Source organism: Streptomyces sp. NBC_00237 (assembly GCF_026342435.1).
GTDB lineage: Bacteria > Actinomycetota > Actinomycetes > Streptomycetales > Streptomycetaceae > Streptomyces.
Window position 1 is genome coordinate 2876036 of the sequence record NZ_JAPEMT010000002.1, and the last position, 17102, is coordinate 2893137.

16 protein-coding genes are annotated in these 17102 nt (G+C 70.9%); 9 read left to right on the forward strand and 7 right to left on the reverse strand.

Going from position 1 to position 17102, the window contains the following annotated elements; all coding sequences use genetic code 11:
• Positions 1–78 precede the first annotated feature (78 nt).
• Positions 79–1572: an FAD-dependent oxidoreductase gene (locus tag OG897_RS26650; protein ID WP_266660084.1), complete on the forward strand. Its 1494-nt coding sequence runs from the start codon at positions 79–81 to the stop codon at positions 1570–1572.
• A 16-nt stretch (positions 1573–1588) separates the two neighbouring features.
• Here the strand turns inward: OG897_RS26650 and OG897_RS26655 are convergent, their stop codons facing one another.
• On the reverse strand, positions 1589–2086 hold the full coding sequence (locus OG897_RS26655; RefSeq protein ID WP_266660086.1) for a hypothetical protein: 498 nt from the start codon (positions 2084–2086) through the stop codon (positions 1589–1591).
• 66 nt (positions 2087–2152) lie between these two features.
• On the opposite strand from OG897_RS26655, the gene OG897_RS26660 reads away from it, so the two are divergent.
• Both OG897_RS26660 and OG897_RS26665 read left to right on the forward strand, forming a co-directional pair.
• Positions 2153–2488, forward strand: a complete 336-nt coding sequence (locus OG897_RS26660) for a YnfA family protein (protein WP_266660088.1) — start codon at positions 2153–2155, stop codon at positions 2486–2488.
• A gap of 55 nt (positions 2489–2543) precedes the next feature.
• The gene (locus OG897_RS26665) at positions 2544–3302 is read left to right on the forward strand and encodes an SDR family NAD(P)-dependent oxidoreductase (protein WP_266660090.1); all 759 of its coding nucleotides are present in this window, start codon (positions 2544–2546) and stop codon (positions 3300–3302) included.
• Positions 3303–3455: 153 nt separating this feature from the next.
• Here OG897_RS26665 and OG897_RS26670 read toward each other — a convergent pair whose 3' ends face one another.
• Positions 3456–4313, reverse strand: a complete 858-nt coding sequence (locus OG897_RS26670; protein WP_266660092.1) for a pentapeptide repeat-containing protein — start codon at positions 4311–4313, stop codon at positions 3456–3458.
• 102 nt (positions 4314–4415) lie between these two features.
• Positions 4416–5609 carry an RtcB family protein gene (locus OG897_RS26675; protein ID WP_266660094.1) on the reverse strand — a complete coding sequence of 398 codons (1194 nt, stop codon included), beginning with the start codon at positions 5607–5609 and terminating at the stop codon, positions 4416–4418.
• A gap of 201 nt (positions 5610–5810) precedes the next feature.
• Between OG897_RS26675 and OG897_RS26680 the strand changes: the two genes are divergently transcribed.
• From OG897_RS26680 to OG897_RS26690, 3 genes are all read left to right on the forward strand, one after another.
• Entirely contained in the window at positions 5811–6695 is an 885-nt protein-coding gene (locus OG897_RS26680; protein WP_323188102.1) for a DUF3558 domain-containing protein, read from the forward strand.
• A 68-nt stretch (positions 6696–6763) separates the two neighbouring features.
• A complete protein-coding gene (locus OG897_RS26685) occupies positions 6764–7495 on the forward strand; it encodes a DUF3558 domain-containing protein (protein WP_266660096.1) in 732 nt (243 codons plus the stop codon).
• Between the two features lie 232 nt (positions 7496–7727).
• Entirely contained in the window at positions 7728–9089 is a 1362-nt protein-coding gene (locus OG897_RS26690) for a DUF2637 domain-containing protein (RefSeq protein ID WP_266660098.1), read from the forward strand.
• 4 nt (positions 9090–9093) lie between these two features.
• Here OG897_RS26690 and OG897_RS26695 read toward each other — a convergent pair whose 3' ends face one another.
• Positions 9094–9309 carry a hypothetical protein gene (locus OG897_RS26695; protein ID WP_266660100.1) on the reverse strand — a complete coding sequence of 72 codons (216 nt, stop codon included), beginning with the start codon at positions 9307–9309 and terminating at the stop codon, positions 9094–9096.
• A 599-nt stretch (positions 9310–9908) separates the two neighbouring features.
• Complete coding sequence (gene lysS, locus OG897_RS26700; RefSeq protein WP_266660536.1) at positions 9909–11654, reverse strand: lysine--tRNA ligase; 1746 nt, start codon at positions 11652–11654, stop codon at positions 9909–9911.
• 175 nt (positions 11655–11829) lie between these two features.
• Here lysS and argS point away from each other — a divergent pair, with 175 nt between their 5' ends.
• Positions 11830–13599, forward strand: a complete 1770-nt coding sequence (gene argS / locus OG897_RS26705) for an arginine--tRNA ligase (RefSeq protein WP_266660102.1) — start codon at positions 11830–11832, stop codon at positions 13597–13599.
• Between the two features lie 84 nt (positions 13600–13683).
• On the opposite strand, the gene OG897_RS26710 is transcribed toward argS, so the two are convergent.
• Entirely contained in the window at positions 13684–15123 is a 1440-nt protein-coding gene (locus OG897_RS26710; protein ID WP_266660104.1) for a transcriptional regulator, read from the reverse strand.
• Between the two features lie 210 nt (positions 15124–15333).
• Here OG897_RS26710 and OG897_RS26715 point away from each other — a divergent pair, with 210 nt between their 5' ends.
• Positions 15334–16095 carry a DUF4232 domain-containing protein gene (locus OG897_RS26715; protein WP_266660106.1) on the forward strand — a complete coding sequence of 254 codons (762 nt, stop codon included), beginning with the start codon at positions 15334–15336 and terminating at the stop codon, positions 16093–16095.
• An 81-nt stretch (positions 16096–16176) separates the two neighbouring features.
• On the opposite strand, the gene OG897_RS26720 is transcribed toward OG897_RS26715, so the two are convergent.
• Positions 16177–16521 carry a hypothetical protein gene (locus OG897_RS26720; protein ID WP_266660108.1) on the reverse strand — a complete coding sequence of 115 codons (345 nt, stop codon included), beginning with the start codon at positions 16519–16521 and terminating at the stop codon, positions 16177–16179.
• 335 nt (positions 16522–16856) lie between these two features.
• On the opposite strand from OG897_RS26720, the gene OG897_RS26725 reads away from it, so the two are divergent.
• Positions 16857–17042 carry a hypothetical protein gene (locus OG897_RS26725; protein WP_266660110.1) on the forward strand — a complete coding sequence of 62 codons (186 nt, stop codon included), beginning with the start codon at positions 16857–16859 and terminating at the stop codon, positions 17040–17042.
• Positions 17043–17102 lie beyond the last annotated feature (60 nt).

A 17102-nucleotide genomic window follows, 5' to 3' on the forward strand; every position in this document is an offset into this window, starting at 1 on the left:
CGAATAGTCGAACGGGTGGCCGCATGTCGCTCACACCCATCCGGTGTACGGCCCCCGCCCGGCGGGGAGGGTGCCGACATGCCGACCTCACCCTCCCAGGAACCCTTCCAAGGCCCCTCCCAAGGCCCCTCCCAGGGCAGCCCGGCCCCCGCGCCCGCCCCCGACGCGATCGTCGTCGGCGCGGGCCCCGCAGGGCTCCTCCTCGCGGGCGACCTGGCCGCCGCGGGCCTGCGCGTCACCCTGGTCGAACGCCGCGCCCACACCGCGGGCAACCTCACCCGCGCCTTCGCCGTGCACGCCCGCACCCTGGAGGTCCTCGACGCGCGCGGCCTCGCCGACGACCTCCTCAAGACCGGCCGCAGGCTCACCGAACTCAACCTCTTCGGCTCGCTCGCCCTGGACCTCTCCCGCCTCCGCTCCCGCTTCCCCCTGGTCCTCATCACCCCGCAGTACGAGGTGGAACGACTCCTGGAACGCCGGGCACGGGCCGCCGGAGTCGACTTCCGTTACGCCACGGAACTGCTCGACATCACCCCGCACACGACGGGCGTCACGGCCCGGTTGCGGTCCTCCGACGGCGGCGACTTCGACCTCACCGCCCCCTACCTGGTCGGCGCGGACGGCGTACGCAGCCGCGTGCGGGAGTCGCTCGGGCTGCCGTTCCCCGGCGAGGCCGTGATCACCTCCATGATCCTCTCCGACGTACGCCTCACCGACGAACCCGATGCGGTCCTCACGGTCGGCGGACGCGGCGACTCCTTCGCCTTCATGGTCCCGTTCGGCGACGGCTACTACCGCGTCATGGGCTGGTCCCGACACCACGAGGCCGACGAGTCCGACCCCGTCGAACTCTCCGAGATCCAGGAGATCGCCCGCACGGCACTCGGCACGGACCACGGCCTGCACGACCCCCGCTTCCTCTCCCGCTTCCACAGCGACGAACGCCAGGTCCCCTCGTACCGCGTCGGCCGGGTCTTCCTCACCGGCGACGCCGCACACGTGCACTCCCCGGCCGGGGGCATGGGCATGAACACGGGCATCCAGGACGCCGCGAACCTCTCCTGGAAGCTGGCCGCGGTACTGCGCGGCCGGGCGGAGGACGAACTCCTCGACACCTACCACGCGGAACGCCACCCGGTCGGCGCGATGGTCCTGCGGGTCAGCGGAACCATGGTCCGCGTCGCGATGGCCCACACCCCCCTCCAGCGCACCGGCCGCACCCTCGCCACCCGCCTGGCGGGAACCCTGCGCCCCCTCTCCGGACGGGCGATGCGGATGATCTCGGGAATCGGCATCTCGTACGGATCGGGCCGAGGGGAACACCCCCTGGTCGGCCGCCGCGTCCCCGACCTGGCCCTGGCCGAGGGCCGCCTCTACGAACTCCTCCGCAAGGGCGAGTACGTCCTGGTCGCCTCGGCGGACGGCCCGGTCCCCCGAGAACTCCCGCCCCACACGGTCCGGGCCCACTGGTCGAGGGGCTCCTCCCTGCTGGTCCGCCCGGACGGCTACGCGGCGTGGGCGGCGTACGAACCGAGCCGCCGCCGGCGAAAGCAGCGGCAGCGCGAGGGGTAGGCACCAGAGGTAGGCGTCAGAAGTAGTAGGGGTCGCCGGTGTCGAGCGCCAGGACGCGGCGGCGGTCGTTGTCCGGGTTCAGGTCACGGGTCCCGGAACTCACGTCCGCCGCCCCCATCCGCACCGTCCGCACCTCGACCACCACCTCGTCGGGCGCGCCGCCCACCCGCAGGGCGAGCGCGAGGGGCCGGGCGCCCACGCTTCCGGCCGGCAGCGCCCCCGTCTCGCACACCAGCGCCGAGGGCGCCTGCCGGATGCACGCGGGCGGCAGCGTCCCGGTGACGGGCACGGAGAACGACACGCGCACCGCCGCCGAGTCCAGGCTCACGGGCCCGTGGTTCCAGGTCCGCAGCCGCACGTCGAGCCGTCCGCCTTCGTACACGGCCTGACCGTGGTGCCCGAGATCGGCCTCCCGGCCGTCGGCCTCCCGGCCGTCCGCGGCGGCGACACCCCCGGACAGCAGACCGGAGGCGATCCCGAACACCAGAAACCCCATGCGCAACACAGTCGTCATGGCCCCCTACGTACCCCCTCGGCCCACGGACTGTGCCTGCCCCGCCCCCATGCCACCCTTATGACCATGCTCGTCGCCCGCTCAGCAGCACTCTTCGCCGTCGCCGCACTCTTCGAGATCGGCGGCGCCTGGCTGGTCTGGCAGGGCGTCCGCGAGCACAAGGGCTGGATCTGGATCGGCGCGGGCGTCGTCGCCCTCGGCCTGTACGGCTTCGTCGCGACCCTCCAGGCCGACGGCGACTTCGGCCGCATCCTCGCCGCGTACGGCGGCGTCTTCGTCGCGGGCTCCATCGCCTGGGGAATGGTCGCCGACGGCTACCGCCCCGACCGCTGGGACGTCATCGGCGCCCTGGTCTGCCTCCTGGGCATGGCCTTGATCATGTACGCCCCAAGAGACCGCTGACCCTGCCTATCCTCGTCGTACGCACACCCACCCGTACTCCCGAGGAGCACCCCGCATGCCCAGCGCCCCCATCGCCGTCATCACCGGAGCGAGCAGCGGAATCGGCGCTGCCACGGCCCGCCGACTGGCCGCCTCGGGCTACCGGGTGGTCCTCACGGCCCGCCGCAAGGACCGCATCGAGGTCCTCGCCGAGGAACTGACGGCCGCCGGACACCAGGCGATGCCGTACGCCCTGGACGTCACCGACCGCGCCGCCGTCGACGAGTTCGCCACGGCCTTCCGCACCATCGCCGTCCTCGTCAACAACGCGGGCGGCGCACTCGGCGCCGACCCCATCGCCACGGCGGACCCCGCCGACTGGCGCCAGATGTACGAGACCAACGTCCTGGGCACCCTCAACCTCACCCAGGCACTCCTCCCCGCCCTCACCGCGTCCGGCGACGGCACCGTCGTCATCCTCTCCTCCACCGCGGGCCACGCCACGTACGAGAACGGCGGCGGGTACGTGGCCGCCAAGCACGGCGCGCACGTCCTCGCGGAAACCCTCCGCCTGGAAATCGTCGGCACCCCGGTCCGGGTCGTCGAGATCGCCCCCGGCATGGTCAAGACCGACGAATTCGCCCTGACCCGCTTCAACGGCGACACCGAGAAAGCCGCCAAGGTCTACGCGGGCGTGGCCAACCCCCTCACCGCCGACGACGTCGCCGAAACCATCACCTGGGCCGTCACCCGCCCCAGCCACGTCAACATCGACCTCCTGGTCGTCCGCCCCCGCGCCCAGGCGTCCAACACGAAGGTCCACCGCGACCTCTGAGGCTCCACGGGGGGCAGGGCACTCGACCGCCGGGGTCACCGAGTCGGCCCCGGCGGCCAGGGCCGCACGCACGAGACCGGAACCACCGAGACGGCCCCGGCGGCCAAGACCGCGCGCACGAGGCCGGGGGCCACCGGATGCAGAACCCGGCTCTCACCCCACCCAATGCCCCGGCCGCACCAGCCCGTCGGGAATCCGCGTGGCCAGGTCCCCCCGCCCCGCGTTCACCTGCGTCTGCGTCAAGAACAACGCCTCACTCAGATCGGCCCCCCGCACATCCGCATCCCGGAAGTCCGCCCCGATCACCTCGGCCCCCCGCAGGTCAGCCCCGCTCAAATCGGCGGCGATCAAATAGGCCCCCCGGAAGTTCATCCCCCGCAGGTCCGCCCCCGCGCGGCGGGCGCCCATCAGGTCCGCCCCCCGGAAGTCGACCCGCCGCTTCTTCCCCTTCTTCTTCGCGGGCGGCACCTGCGCCGCCCACTCCCCCCGCACCAACTCCCCCACCCTCACCAACACCCCGTTCACCCTCAGCCGATGCCCTTCCGCATCCAACGCGACGAGCTCCTCCGCACTCCCCCGCGTGAGCGCCTCCGTCTCGTCCCGCAACACCCCCAGCTCCCCCCACACGGGCCGTGCGGCCCCCCGCCGCAGCCCATCCCCCACGTACCAAAGCAACTCGTGCAACTGCTTCATCACCGGCAACAGCGGAAACATCAACTCCGCACTCCCGGGCTCCTCCCGCCACCCCACCCCGCCAAAGGTGACCTGCGACAACTTCTGCCCCGCCCCGAAACAGTCGTAGACCGTGCACCCGGAAAACCCCTCCCCCCGCAACTTCGAGTGGATCCCACACCCGAAGTCCTCCCCCAAATTCGGGCACGGCTTCCCGGCAGGCTTGTCGATGGCGAAGTCCGACGACTTCGTCAACGTCAACGCCACACAGCACAACCCGAAGCAACTCCCGCAATCGGAACGCAGATCGGACGTCGTCACGGCCTCGGCCTCGGGCATGGGTCGAACTCCACTGGTGCGGTTTACGGCGGTACGGACACGGCGGTCGGGACGCGAAAGAGCCCCCGGCACCTTAGCCGGGGGCCCCTCCTCGCCGCTCTCTCAGCCCTTCACGCAGATGACCTGCTTCAGCTTCGCGACGACCTCCACCAGGTCCCGCTGCTGGTCGATGACCTTCTCGATCGGCTTGTAAGCACCCGGGATCTCGTCCACCACACCCGAGTCCTTGCGGCACTCCACGCCCTGCGTCTGCTCCGCCAAGTCCTTGGTGGAGAAGCGCCGCTTGGCCGCAGTCCGGCTCATCCGGCGGCCCGCACCGTGCGAGGCGGAGTTGAAGGACGCCACGTTGCCGAGGCCCTTCACGATGTACGAGCCCGTCCCCATCGAGCCCGGGATGATCCCGAACTCCCCGGACCCGGCCCGGATCGCGCCCTTCCGGGTGACCAAGAGGTCCATCCCGTCGTAGCGCTCCTCCGCGACGTAGTTGTGGTGAGCGGAAATGACCGGCTCGAAGGTCACCTTTGCTTTCTTGAATTCGCGACGAACCACATCCATGAAGAGGCCCATCATGATGGCCCGGTTGTGCTTCGCGTACTCCTGCGCCCAGAAGAGGTCATTGCGGTACGCCGCCATCTGGGGGGTGTCCGCAATGAAGACCGCCAGGTCACGGTCGACCAGGCCCTGGTTGTGCGGGAGCTTCTGGGCCTGCCCGATGTGGTGGTCGGCCAGCTCCTTGCCGATGTTCCGGGAGCCGGAGTGCAGCATGAGCCAGACCGAATCGGACATATCAACACACAGCTCGACAAAGTGGTTGCCGGATCCAAGTGTTCCCATTTGCTTCAGCGCCCGCTCCCGCCGGAACTTCACCGCGTCCGCGACCCCCTCGAACCTCCCCCAGAAGTCGTCCCAACCCGCCGTCGGAAACCCGTGCAGCCGCCCCGGGTCGACCGGGTCGTCGTGCATCCCCCGCCCGACCGGAATCGCCTGCTCGATCTTCGAGCGCAGGCGGGACAGGTCGCCGGGGAGGTCGTTCGCGGTCAGCGACGTCCTGACCGCCGACATGCCGCAGCCGATGTCCACGCCCACCGCCGCCGGACACACCGCCCCCTGCATCGCGATCACCGAGCCGACCGTCGCGCCCTTGCCGTAGTGCACGTCCGGCATGACGGCCAGGCCCTTGATCCAGGGGAGCGTGGCGACGTTGCGGAGCTGCTGCATCGCGCCGTCGTCGACCGTCGCCGGGTCGGTCCACATCCGGATGGGGACCTTGGCCCCCGGTACCTCTACGTACGACATGAGTTCTCGATCCCCCGGATTGAGCAGAATTGGCAGAATTGAACAGGAACGTGACAGAGCGCAAAAATGGGTGGGAATGACCGCGAAAGGGACAGCGGACCGGCATCCACACCAGTGCGTGCGATACACATTGTGGTCATCGGCCACCTGCGGGCGGCAAACACTTTTCTCTCCGAGATCTCTCCTAAGGGGGCCTGGACCGTGCCACGACAGGCGGGCGGCAAGGCGGTCGGCAGGGCTGGCGGCAAGACCGGCGTCAGGGCCTACGCGAAGGCGTCCGCGCCCGGCATCGCGCTCCTCGCGGCCCTCGCCGCAGGGGTCACCGGCTGCTCCGGCACGGTCCCCGGCACGGACGCCGCGAGCGACGCCAAGCCCGGCGAGTCCGCCGCTCCGGCCGCTCCCCCCGGCAAGTACCGCACCCTCCCCGAGCCCTGCCGGATCATCGACCGGGGCACGCTGAAGGCCATGCTGCCGGGTGCGGCGGCGCTCCCCGAGGAGCAGCAGCAGAAGCTCCTCGCGGGCGAGCCTGCGGTGACGTACGACACGGACCGCCGGGTCGGCTGCCACTGGAAGGCGGAGTCCCCGGAGGCCACGCACCTGCTGACCGTGGCCTTCGAGCGGGTCGTCTCGTACGACTCCGCGGTGAGCGACGACGACCGCGCCCAGGCCGTCTACACCGAGCAGTTGGTCGCCGCCGACCTGCCCGCCCCGGTCGACCCGCCGGCCGACGCGCCGCCCGCCTCTTCCGCCCCTCCCGCATCCCCGACCCCCACCGGAACGACCACCGCGGGCACCGCCGGGACCTCTGGTTCCACCGGCGCTCCCGACACGACCGGGCTCCAGCCGCGTACCCTCGGCGGTCTCGGGGACGCCGCGTTCCTCGACGACGTGACCGCACCGGGCGGGTCGACGGCGGCCAAGGACCGTACGGTCTCGGTCGTCTTCCGTACGTCCAACGTGATCGTCAGCGTCAAGTACGGCGAGCAGCCGGGCCGACCCGATCAGCTTCCGGACGGCCGGGCGCTCCAGGACCGGGCGCAGGTACTGGCCCGTAAGCTCGCCGAGCAGTTCTCCAACAGCGAATAGCGGTTCACCACGTTCACCCTCTTCATCACGTGTCCCCAGGCGACCCGCAGTAAGGAACTCAACGAACCATGTACCGAAAAGCCCCCCGTATCGCCCGCATACTGACCTGCGCGGTGGCCGCCCCGGCACTGCTCGTCGTGGCCGGCTGTTCGTCGGACTCCGGTTCTGGTTCCGGTGCGGACGGCGGGAAGAAGGAGTCGGGCGCGGCGCAGCAGCAGAAGAAGCCGTCGGCGCCGCCGACCGTGGCTCCGGCGAAGTTCACCGCGCTGCCCGACGCCTGCAAGGCGTTGAAGAAGGAGACGACCGAGGACCTGGTGCCGGAGGCCGACAAGGCGGCGGGCGTGGCGGACGAGTCGTCGGACCCGCAGACGCGTCGGGGCTGCTCGTGGGGCGGTCTGGACGACAAGGGCGTCAAGGGTTCGCAGTACCACTACCTGACGTACTCGCTCCAGCTCTTCGAGTCGAACCAGGCGCTGGGCAGCGGTGAGACGCGCGCCACCCAGTACGTGACCAAGCAGGTCAACAAGGTGCAGGGCAAGGAGGGCGTGAAGGACGTGCGCGCCAATCCGGCCGACGGCATCGGTGACCAGGCTTCCACGATCGTGTACGGGGCGCGCGAGGCCGGTACGGACTTCCAGCACGCGGTCGTGGTCGCCCGTACCGGCAACGTCGTCGTCACCCTGGACTACAACGGCGCGGGCTACGCGGGCACGAAGGCACCGGACCCGGCGGACCTGCTGAAGGGTGCGCAGAAGGCGACGACGGAGGTCGTGGAGTCGATCGCCGCGGCGAACAAGTAGGTCGAGCAGGTCCCGGGCGGGCCTCGCGCGGACGGGCCCGTGGTCCGGGCCCCGAGTCCGGCCCGTAGTCAACGACTTGACTACAAGTAGGTCCGCTTTAGGGAATTTTGCGGGGGTTCGGTCCTCACCCGGAGGGCCGGACCCCCGTTGCCGTGTGCCAGGCTGTGGCCGCCAGGTACCGAAGGTACAGACCGGGTACGACCGCGTTGGGACGCACGGGAGGGGTTCGCAGGTGGCCGCGATGCAGCTGACTCGCACGCACCGCATACTGATCGGTGTGGTGGTCGCCGGTGCGGTGATCATCGCGGGCATCGGTTTCGCGGGCTCCTACGCGGCGGTGCGCGAGCTGGCCGAGGAGAAGGGGTTCGGCAGCTTCTCGCTCGTCTTCCCGATCGGCATCGACGCGGGCATCTGCGTGCTGCTCGCCCTGGACCTGCTGCTGACCTGGATGCGGATTCCGTTTCCGCTCCTGCGGCAGACCGCGTGGCTGCTGACTGCGGCGACGATCGCCTTCAACGGTGCGGCTTCCTGGCCCGACCCGCTGGGCGTGGGCATGCACGCCGTGATTCCGATTCTGTTCGTGGTGTCGGTCGAGGCGGCTCGTCACGCGGTGGGGCGGATCGCGGACATCACAGCCGACAAGCACATGGAGGGCGTACGGCTGACGCGCTGGCTGCTCTCCCCCTTGCCCACGTTCAAGCTGTGGCGGCGGATGAAGCTGTGGGAGCTGCGCAGTTACGAGCAGGTCATCAAGCTGGAGCAGGACCGCCTCATCTACCAGGCCCGCCTCCAGGCCCGCTTCGGCCGCTCCTGGAAGCGGAAGGCCCCCGTCGAGGCCCTGATGCCGCTGCGCCTCGCGAAGTACGGCATCCCGCTCGCGGACACCGGCCCGGCGGGGCTGGCGGCGGCGGGCATCGAGCCCGTCCTGCTTCCGCCCGCGCCCGAGGTGGCGTCGAGCTCGGCCCCTGCGCTCCCTGCGGCGCGGGAGCCCCATGAGGCGCGTGCGGCTCGTGAGGTTCGTGCGGCGGAGGGTGACCAGGGGCCGATAGCCGAGGGGGCGGCCCCCGTGGTGAACCTGAAGAAGGACGATGCGGTACGGGAGGCTCCGGAGGCCGTCGGGGCTCCTGAGGCCCCCGGGGCCCCGGTCGTCGAACAGCCCCAGCCGCAGCCGCAGCCGCAGCCGGGTCAGGACCACCCGAGCCCGTGGTTCGCCGCTCCGGTCCCGGCCCAGCAGGGCCAGGGCGGATACGTGGCGGAGCAGTACGCCGCTTCCGGCGAGCCCGTGATGGTGCCCGCAGGACCCGGCCGCAGCCGCCCGCTCGGGGGCTACGACCCGGACTTCGACGCCGAGTTCGGCCCGGACTTCGCGGCGAGCGGCGCTGCGGCGGACGCGGATTTCGTGCTGGACGACGACGCGTACTACGAGGCTTTCCGCAAGTGCGCGATCGAGAACGGGGCGTTCCCGACGCCGCTCCAGTTCGGCTCGTACCTGGTCGACCTGTACGGACAGGAACTGCCGCTGGACGAGCTGGAGATGTACGCGAAGCGGTACGAGGAGCAGTTCCAGCTCGCGCTGGACGAGCACACTCCTTAGGCGCTCAGCGCCGGTTGGCCTTGGCCTTCTTGCGGGCGAGGTCGCCGGCGATGCCGAGGCTGAGGCCGAGGATCGCCATGGCGATGTAGAGGGCGGTGGGCGGGGTGAACCAGAGGTGGAGCAGGCCCCAGTCCCCGTCGGACCAGGTCCGGCCTGCGAAGCCGAGTACGCCTTGGATGCCGACGACCCAGCCGATGATGGCGAGGAGTTCGTTCTTCATGGCACAAGGGTCGCGCGGGGTGGGCGCTTGGGGCGTCGTGCCGAGGTCGGAGATGCCTCGGCTGTGGTCCGCCGAAGGATGCAGCCCTCGTGCACGACGTCGCCCGTCGGTTCAGTGCCCGTGGGCCCGCGCCCATCAGTTCAACGCCCGTGAGCCTGCGCCCGTCGGTTCAGCATCCGTAGGCCCGCGCCCGTCGGTTCAGCACCCGTGAGCCCTCGCCCCAGGGGCTCCGCCCCCGGGCCCCCGCCCGCCTTCGGCGGGATGAGGCCCCTGTCCCGCCCCTTCACCTAAAGCGCTTGCCGCGCGGCTGTCTCGGATACGTGCGGGTGCGTCGTGGCTGGGCGCGCAGTTCCCCGCGCCCCTGAAGGGGCATGCTTCGCAGCCCCCCAGCCCCCCAGCCCCCGGCCCCCTCCGCTTCCGCCTAGCCGCCTTGGGCGGCGGGGCCGCCCCCCGGGGGCGGAACGGGCGGGCAAGGGGGCGGCCCCCCTCGCTCCGGGCCCACCCCGGAGCGCCCCCGTCCCACCCCGAGGAAGCTCACGCCAAAGGGCGGCCACCCCCCAGGGGTGACCGCCCCTCAGCCAGGCCGAAGCCCCGAAGCGCTACGCGCCCAGAAGCTTCCGTACCCTCTCCGCCCCCACCGCCAGCAGCAGCGTCGGCAGCCTCGGGCCCGTGTCCCGGCCGACCAGCAGCTGGTACAGCAGCGCGAAGAAGGTCCGCTGGGCCACCTTCAGCTCCGGCGTCGGCTTCGCGTCCGCCGCCAGCCCCGCCTGGATCTTCGGCACGCCGTACACGAGCGTCGTGAGCCCGTCCAGCGACCAGTGCGAGTCGAGCCCCTCGACGAGGAGGCGGAGCGACTCGCGGTCGGCGTCCCCGAGCTCCGCCAGAGCAGCCGCGTCCGGCTCCTCCCGCACGAGCGTCCGCGACTCCTCCGGGACGTACGCCGTGATCCACGACTCCGCCCGGTCGAGCCGGGGCCGCACCTCGTCCAGCGAGGCGATCGGGTCCGTCGGGTCCAGCTCGCTCAGGATGCGCAGCGTCTGGTCCTCGGCACCGGCCGTGATGTCGGCGACCGACGCCAGCGTCCGGTACGACAGCGGGCGCGGCGTCCTCGGCAGCTCACCGGCGGCGGTCCCCACCGCCCGCGAGTACGCCGCCGCGTCGGCCGGGAGCACCGATCCGTCCGCGACCTTCGACGAGAGCTTGTCCCACTCGTCGTACAGCCGCTGGATCTCCTGGTCGAAGGCGATCTTGAACGACTGGTTCGGGCGACGCCGCGCGTACAGCCAGCGCAGCAGCGGCGCCTCCATGATCTTCAGCGCGTCGCCGGGCGTCGGCACGCCGCCCTTCGAGGACGACATCTTCGCCATCCCGGAGATGCCCACGAACGCGTACATCGGCCCGATCGGCTGCACGCCGTCGAAGACCTCGCGCACGATCTGCCCGCCGACCACGAAGGAGGAGCCGGGCGAGGAGTGGTCGACGCCGCTGGGCTCGAAGATCACGCCCTCGTACGCCCAGCGCATCGGCCAGTCGACCTTCCAGACCAGCTTGCCTCGGTTGAACTCCTTCAGGAAGACGGTCTCCGCGAAGCCGCACACGCAGGTGTACGCCAGCTCGGTCGACTCGTCGTCGTACGAGGTGACCGTGGTGAGGTCGCGCTCGCACTGGCCGCAGTACGGCTTGTACGGGTAGTACGCGCCGCCGCTCGTCCCGTCGTCCTCGGACGCCGCGCCGGAGCCCTCCGCGGCCTCCAGCTCGGCCTCGTCGACCGGCTTCTGCTGCTTGGGCTTCTTGCCCGCCGTCGCCGGGTCCTTCTTCGTCCGGTAGCGGTCCAGTACGGCGTCGATGTCCGCGCGGTGCTTCATCGCGTGGAGCACCTGCTCGCGGTACGTACCGGCGGTGTACTGCTCGGTCTGGCTGATCCCGTCGAACTCCACGCCGAGCTCCGCCAGAGCCGCCACCATCGGGGCCTTGAAGTGCTCGGCCCAGTTCGGGTACGCGGAACCGGCCGGGGCGGGCACCGAGGTCAGGGGCTTGCCGATGTGCTCGGCCCAGGACTCGTCGATGCCGGGGACGCCGTTCGGAACCTTGCGGTACCGGTCGTAGTCGTCCCAGGAGATGAGGTGGCGGACCTCGTGCCCACGGCGGCGGACCTCGTCGGCGACCAGGTGCGGGGTCATGACCTCGCGGAGGTTGCCGAGGTGGATCGGGCCCGACGGGGAGAGGCCGGACGCGACGACGACGGGTTTGCCAGGGGCACGACGCTCCGACTCGGCGATGACCTCGTCCGCGAAACGGGAGACCCAGTCGGTCTCGGGGGTGCTGCTCTGGGGCACGGTCGGCACGTCGGGCACGTCGGGCACGTCCTTGATTCTCCGGATTCGTTGAAAGCTGGCGTACGCCATTCTCCCAGACAGGGGGACGGGGGCCTCACGAATTGGGTTGCGCGGGGCGCTCGGGAGCTGCGTGAAATACTCGGTGTCACAACTCCACGTCACCCCTCTATAGGAACGGCACCCCATGGCCTCGGTCCCTTCGCTCGCCTCGACCGTCAACCAGCGCCTCGCGGACGCGCTCTCGGCTGCCCTGCCGGACGCCGCCCCCGCGGACCCGCTGCTGCGCCGAAGCGACCGGGCCGACTTCCAGGCCAACGGCATCCTGGCCCTCGCCAAGAAGGCGAAGGCGAACCCTAGGGAGCTGGCGGCGCAGGTCGTCGAGAAGCTGCCCGCCGGTGACGTGCTGAAGGACATCGAGGTGTCGGGCCCCGGCTTCCTCAACATCACCGTCTCCGACAAGGCGATCATCGAGACCCTCGCCGCCCGCGCCGCCGACGCCCGTCTCGGTGTGCCGTTCAACGAGAACGCCGGTACGACCGTCGTCGACTACGCCCAGCCGAACGTCGCCAAGGAGATGCACGTCGGTCACCTCCGCTCCGCCGTGATCGGCGCCGCGATGGTCGAGATCCTCGAATTCACCGGCGAGAAGGTCGTACGGCGTCACCACATCGGCGACTGGGGCACCCAGTTCGGCATGCTCATCCAGTACCTGGTGGAGCACCCGGGCCAGCTGGACCACGGCGGCGCCGACAAGGTCGACGGCGAAGAGGCGATGTCCGCCCTGAACCGGATCTACAAGGCGTCGCGGGTCCTCTTCGACTCCGACGAGGAGTTCAAGCAGCGCGCCCGGGACCGGGTGGTGCAGCTCCAGGCGGGCGACCCGGATTCGCGTGCCCTGTGGCAGCGGTTCGTCGACGAGTCGAAGATCTACTTCTACTCGGTCTTCAACAAGCTCGACATGGACATCGAGGACACGGACGTCGTCGGCGAGTCCGGCTACAACGACATGCTCGAAGAGACCTGCCAGATCCTGGAGGACTCGGGCGTCGCGGTCCGCTCCGAGGGCGCGCTGTGCGTCTTCTTCGACGACGTGAAGGGCCCGGACGGCAACCCGACCCCCCTGATCGTCAAGAAGTCCAACGGCGGCTACGGCTACGCGGCCACCGACCTCTCCGCGATCCGCAACCGGGTCGGCGACCTCAAGGCGAACACGCTTCTGTACGTCGTCGACGTACGCCAGTCCCTGCACTTCAAGATGGTCTTCGAGACGGCACGGCGGGCGGGCTGGCTGACGGACGACGTCACCGCGCACTTCCTGGGCTTCGGCACGGTCCTGGGCAAGGACGGCAAGCCGTTCAAGACCCGTGAGGGCGAGACCGTACGGCTGGTGGACCTCCTCGACGAGGCGATCGAGCGGGCGACGGCGGTCGTGCGGGAGAAGAACAACGAGAAGGTCGGCCTGACCGAGGACGAGATCGTGGAGAACGGCGCGCAGATCGGCATCGGTGCGGTGAAGTACGCCGACCTGTCGACGTCGGCCGCGCGCGACTACAAGTTCGACCTCGACCAGATGGTGTCGCTGAACGGCGACACGTCGGTGTACTCGCAGTACGCGTACGCCCGCATCCAGTCGATCCTGCGGCTGCGCGGCGAGGCCAGTCCGGTCGCGCACCCGGAGCTCGAACTCGCCCCGCAGGAGCGGGCGCTCGGCCTGCACCTGGACCAGTTCGGCGAGACGCTGGCCGAGGTGGCCGCCGCGTACGAGCCGCACAAGCTGGCCGCGTACGTCTACCAGCTGTCCTCCCTCTTCACCTCGTTCTACGCGGAGTGCCCGGTCCTCAAGGCCGACACCCCGGCGCAGGTCGAGAACCGCCTCTTCCTGTGCGAGCTGACGGCCCGCACCCTCCAGCAGGGCCTGGCCCTCCTGGGCATCCGGACCCCCGAGCGGCTCTGACCCCTCCGCCGCACCGCGAAAACGTGCCCCCCGCCCGGTCGCCGGGCAGGGGGCACGTGCCGTTTCCCGCTCGCGGCCCCGCCCTCACCCGCTCTCGTCGAGCGGCTTCTCCCACGCCGAGCTGCCGAGCGGGTGGTTGAAGAGGGGGCGGCCCTCCGAACCGCTCGTGCGGAACGGCTTCCCGTGGTCGTCGATCCGCTGCACGCCGTGCCGGTCGCCGCTGGACCACTCCAGTTCCAGGTACCAGCTGACGTCGTGCGCGCGGGCCCGCGCCTTCACGTAGAAGACCTCGGGGTCCTTCTCACTGATCTTGTACGGGAAACCGCGCTGCCCGGCGTGCGGGGTCGGGGTGGGCCGCCCCGCGTCGAGGTCCACCGTGAACGACTTGGTGTCGACGTCGCCGCCGCAGCCGACCCCGGCGGCGTACCGGTTCCAGGGCAGCGGTGCCCCGCTGCGTACGACGCGCACGTGCAGCGCCTCCAGTACGACGGTCTCCTCGGACCGCCCCTGGAGGGTGAGCGCGACGAGTTGGTCGTCGGCGGATACGGCTTTGAACGAGGCGGCCCAGCCGGGGGCGTCCTGCTCGCTCGGCGGTGGGGAGACCTTGTCCGGCGGGCTGTCCACCAGGAAGTACTGGCTGCACGGGCTCTCGTACACGAAGGGCCGGACGGCTGCGGAGAAGGGCACGGCGGCGGAACTCCCCTGCCCCTGTTGCCCTTCCTTGCCCTCCTGGCCGTTTCGGTCCGCCTTGTCGTCGCCGGTGGCCCCCTTGCTGCCGGTGCCGGTGTCCGCCGGGGTCGAGGGACGGGAACCGGACGGGGTGATTCCGGCGGGCGGGGACGTGACAGGACCTCCGGCGTCCGCGCCTGATCCGGCAGTGGGCCCGGCGGGCGACCGGGCGCTGACGGGTCGCCCGCCGGAAGCGCCGTCGTGGCCGGGGCCCGCGCCGGTCAGCTGGGTGACGAGCACGGCGGAGGCGGCGACCGCGAGAACGGTCGCGGCGCCGATCAGGGCATTCCGGCGCCGCTTGGGAGCGGGGGCGGGTGCGTGGTCGGACCCCCCGCCGACGGAGGAGACGAGGGGGGCGGAGTCGTGGTCCGCCGGGGGCTGGGGCTGGGGCTCCTGCACGGGATCCGGCGATACGGGCTCCGCAGGCGCGGGCTCCGCAAGTGCAGGCGTCGGGGCGGGCGTCGGTGCGGACTCAGCCGTTCCGGACGTCGACACGGACTCATCCCGTACGGTCGCGGCTTCCGCCCCCGGCACGGCCCTCTTCCCCCGCCCCGCGTCCGCCAGAATCCACAGCCGGTGCACCCGCACCATCTCGTCCGGCGTCGCCCCGCACAGTCTCGCCAGCCGCTCCACCGGCGCGAACTCCGTCGGTACGGCGTCCCCGTTGCAGTACCGGTGAAGCGTGGACGCACTCAAGTGGAGCCGCTTGGCCAGCACTCCGTAGCTGAGCCCCGAACGCCCCTTCAGCTCGCGCAGAGCCTCCGCGAGCCGAACCGTTCCCTCCGTCTCGGACACCGCTCCCCATCCCATCCCGGCGTTCCAGGCACACCGCATCACCGCAGGTCAGAGCCAGTACGAGCGTTCCACCGTCCCGACTTCCCCGGCAATCCTGGCGGCCGGGACGCCTCCTCGTACAAGCTCTGGGCATCAAAGCACGCCGCTCCCGGCACCCGGTCGAGCGGCCCGCTCACTCCGCCCCGCCCCACGCACAGAAGCGAGACCGCCATGTCCGCACGCACCGCCCGCCGTTCCCGCCTCTTCGCCGCCGCCTCGGTCGCCCTCGTCGCCACCCTCTCCCTGACCGCCTGTCAGAACGGTGACGGTTCGAAGGACGCGGGTCCCGCCCGTACGTCCTCCCCTTCCGCCGACGGCAAGCCCGCCGCGTCCGGCACGGCCGGAGGCGGTTCGCAGCAGGACACCCAGACGGGCTCGACCGGCAAGAGCACCACCGGCGGCCGGCACACCGACAAGGGCACGAGCAGCGGCACGAACTCCGGGTCCACCACCGGCAAGGGCAGCACCAGCTCCGGCGGCAGGACCGACGACCCCCACGCCCCCGCGAACCGCGCCCGCTGCGACGCCTCCCGCATCAAGGTCACCGCCCAGGTCGTGAGCCGCCCCCTCAACACCATGATCCTCACGGCCACCAACACGGGCTCGAAGCTCTGCGACCTCTTCTACGCGCCGGTCGTCCGCTTCGAAGGCGCGCAGTCCGTACCCCCGTCGATGAAGGACACCCAGCCGCAGGCCGTCGTCAGCCTGAAGCCCGGCGAGAGCGGTTACGCCGCCGTGAAGCTCTCCTCCCCCACGGGCACCCCGGACCCCGGCTACACGGCCACATCCCTCTCCATCGGCTTCTACGACATGGACCACCGCAACCTCGACGGCTTCGCCCCGACGGCCCTCCCCGCCAAGGGCGTCTACATCGACGGGAGCATCCGCGTCTCCTTCTGGCAGTCCTCACTGGACGACGTCAGCAGCCTCTGAGCCGCCTCCCTCTCGCCGCCCTGACGGGAGTGGCCCCGGCGGAAGGTCTTCCGCCGGGGCCACTCCCGTCATCGGGGCTGCTCACGTGCAGCGCCGTCCCCTCTTCGCCGCCCGCCGGTCGTACCCCTTCGTGTCCCACCACTCCTCCAGCAGGGCCCTTACGAGATGCACGAGTTGCGCCAGACGCTCCGGGTCGGGCGCGGGCGCGGTCAGCACGTCCAGGAAGGACTTGTCGCCCCAGGGCAGGGTGACGATCCACGACTCACTCTCGAAGTCCGTCCCGCTGACGTCGAGCCGGTAGGTCAGGGTCACGTCGTCGCGCCCCTGATGATCGATGGTCAGCTCGCGCACCGCGAAGCTGACTTCCCCGCCCCCCGTGGTGTACGAACGCGCCAGCGCACGCTGGGCCGGTGTCCAGCCGGTCATCACCGCTCACCCGCCCTTCCCGTCTCCCGGGAGTTGGCCGGGTCCTGCCGGGCGGGACGGCTGCCGCGCTCCTCCGACCGTACAGCCAGGCGTGCTCCGTCGGCCGCCCGCACTTCACCCGGTGAACGGCCGCACTCCGACCGCCCGCCACCCCTTCGGCAATTCCTTTCCCGGAGAGCAGTTTGGGAGATGCCGTGCGTCCTGCGCGGGTGACAACATTCAGTCATCGGAACGCGAAGAAGCCGCACAGCGAAACACCCAGTGAATCGCACAGCGGCTCCTCGGGAACCGGCAATTCATCGATATGCATTAACCGACTGGAAAGGGGTGCTGGCATGGCCACTGCACTCAGCACGGACATTCAGCAGCGCATCGTCGCCGAGACCGGCTCCGCAGCTCCGACCACCGACGACGCGGTTGCGTTCGAAGCCTGGGTCGAGGGCCTCAAGGGCTCCAACGACGGCCTCTTCGAGGCTGTGGCCTCGGAGATCGAGGAGCTCATCATGGGCAAGATGGCCTAAGCACCGCCTGGCGGTCGATCACCCGGCGCCCTGCCGCACGCAGGCAAGGGCGCCGGGCGG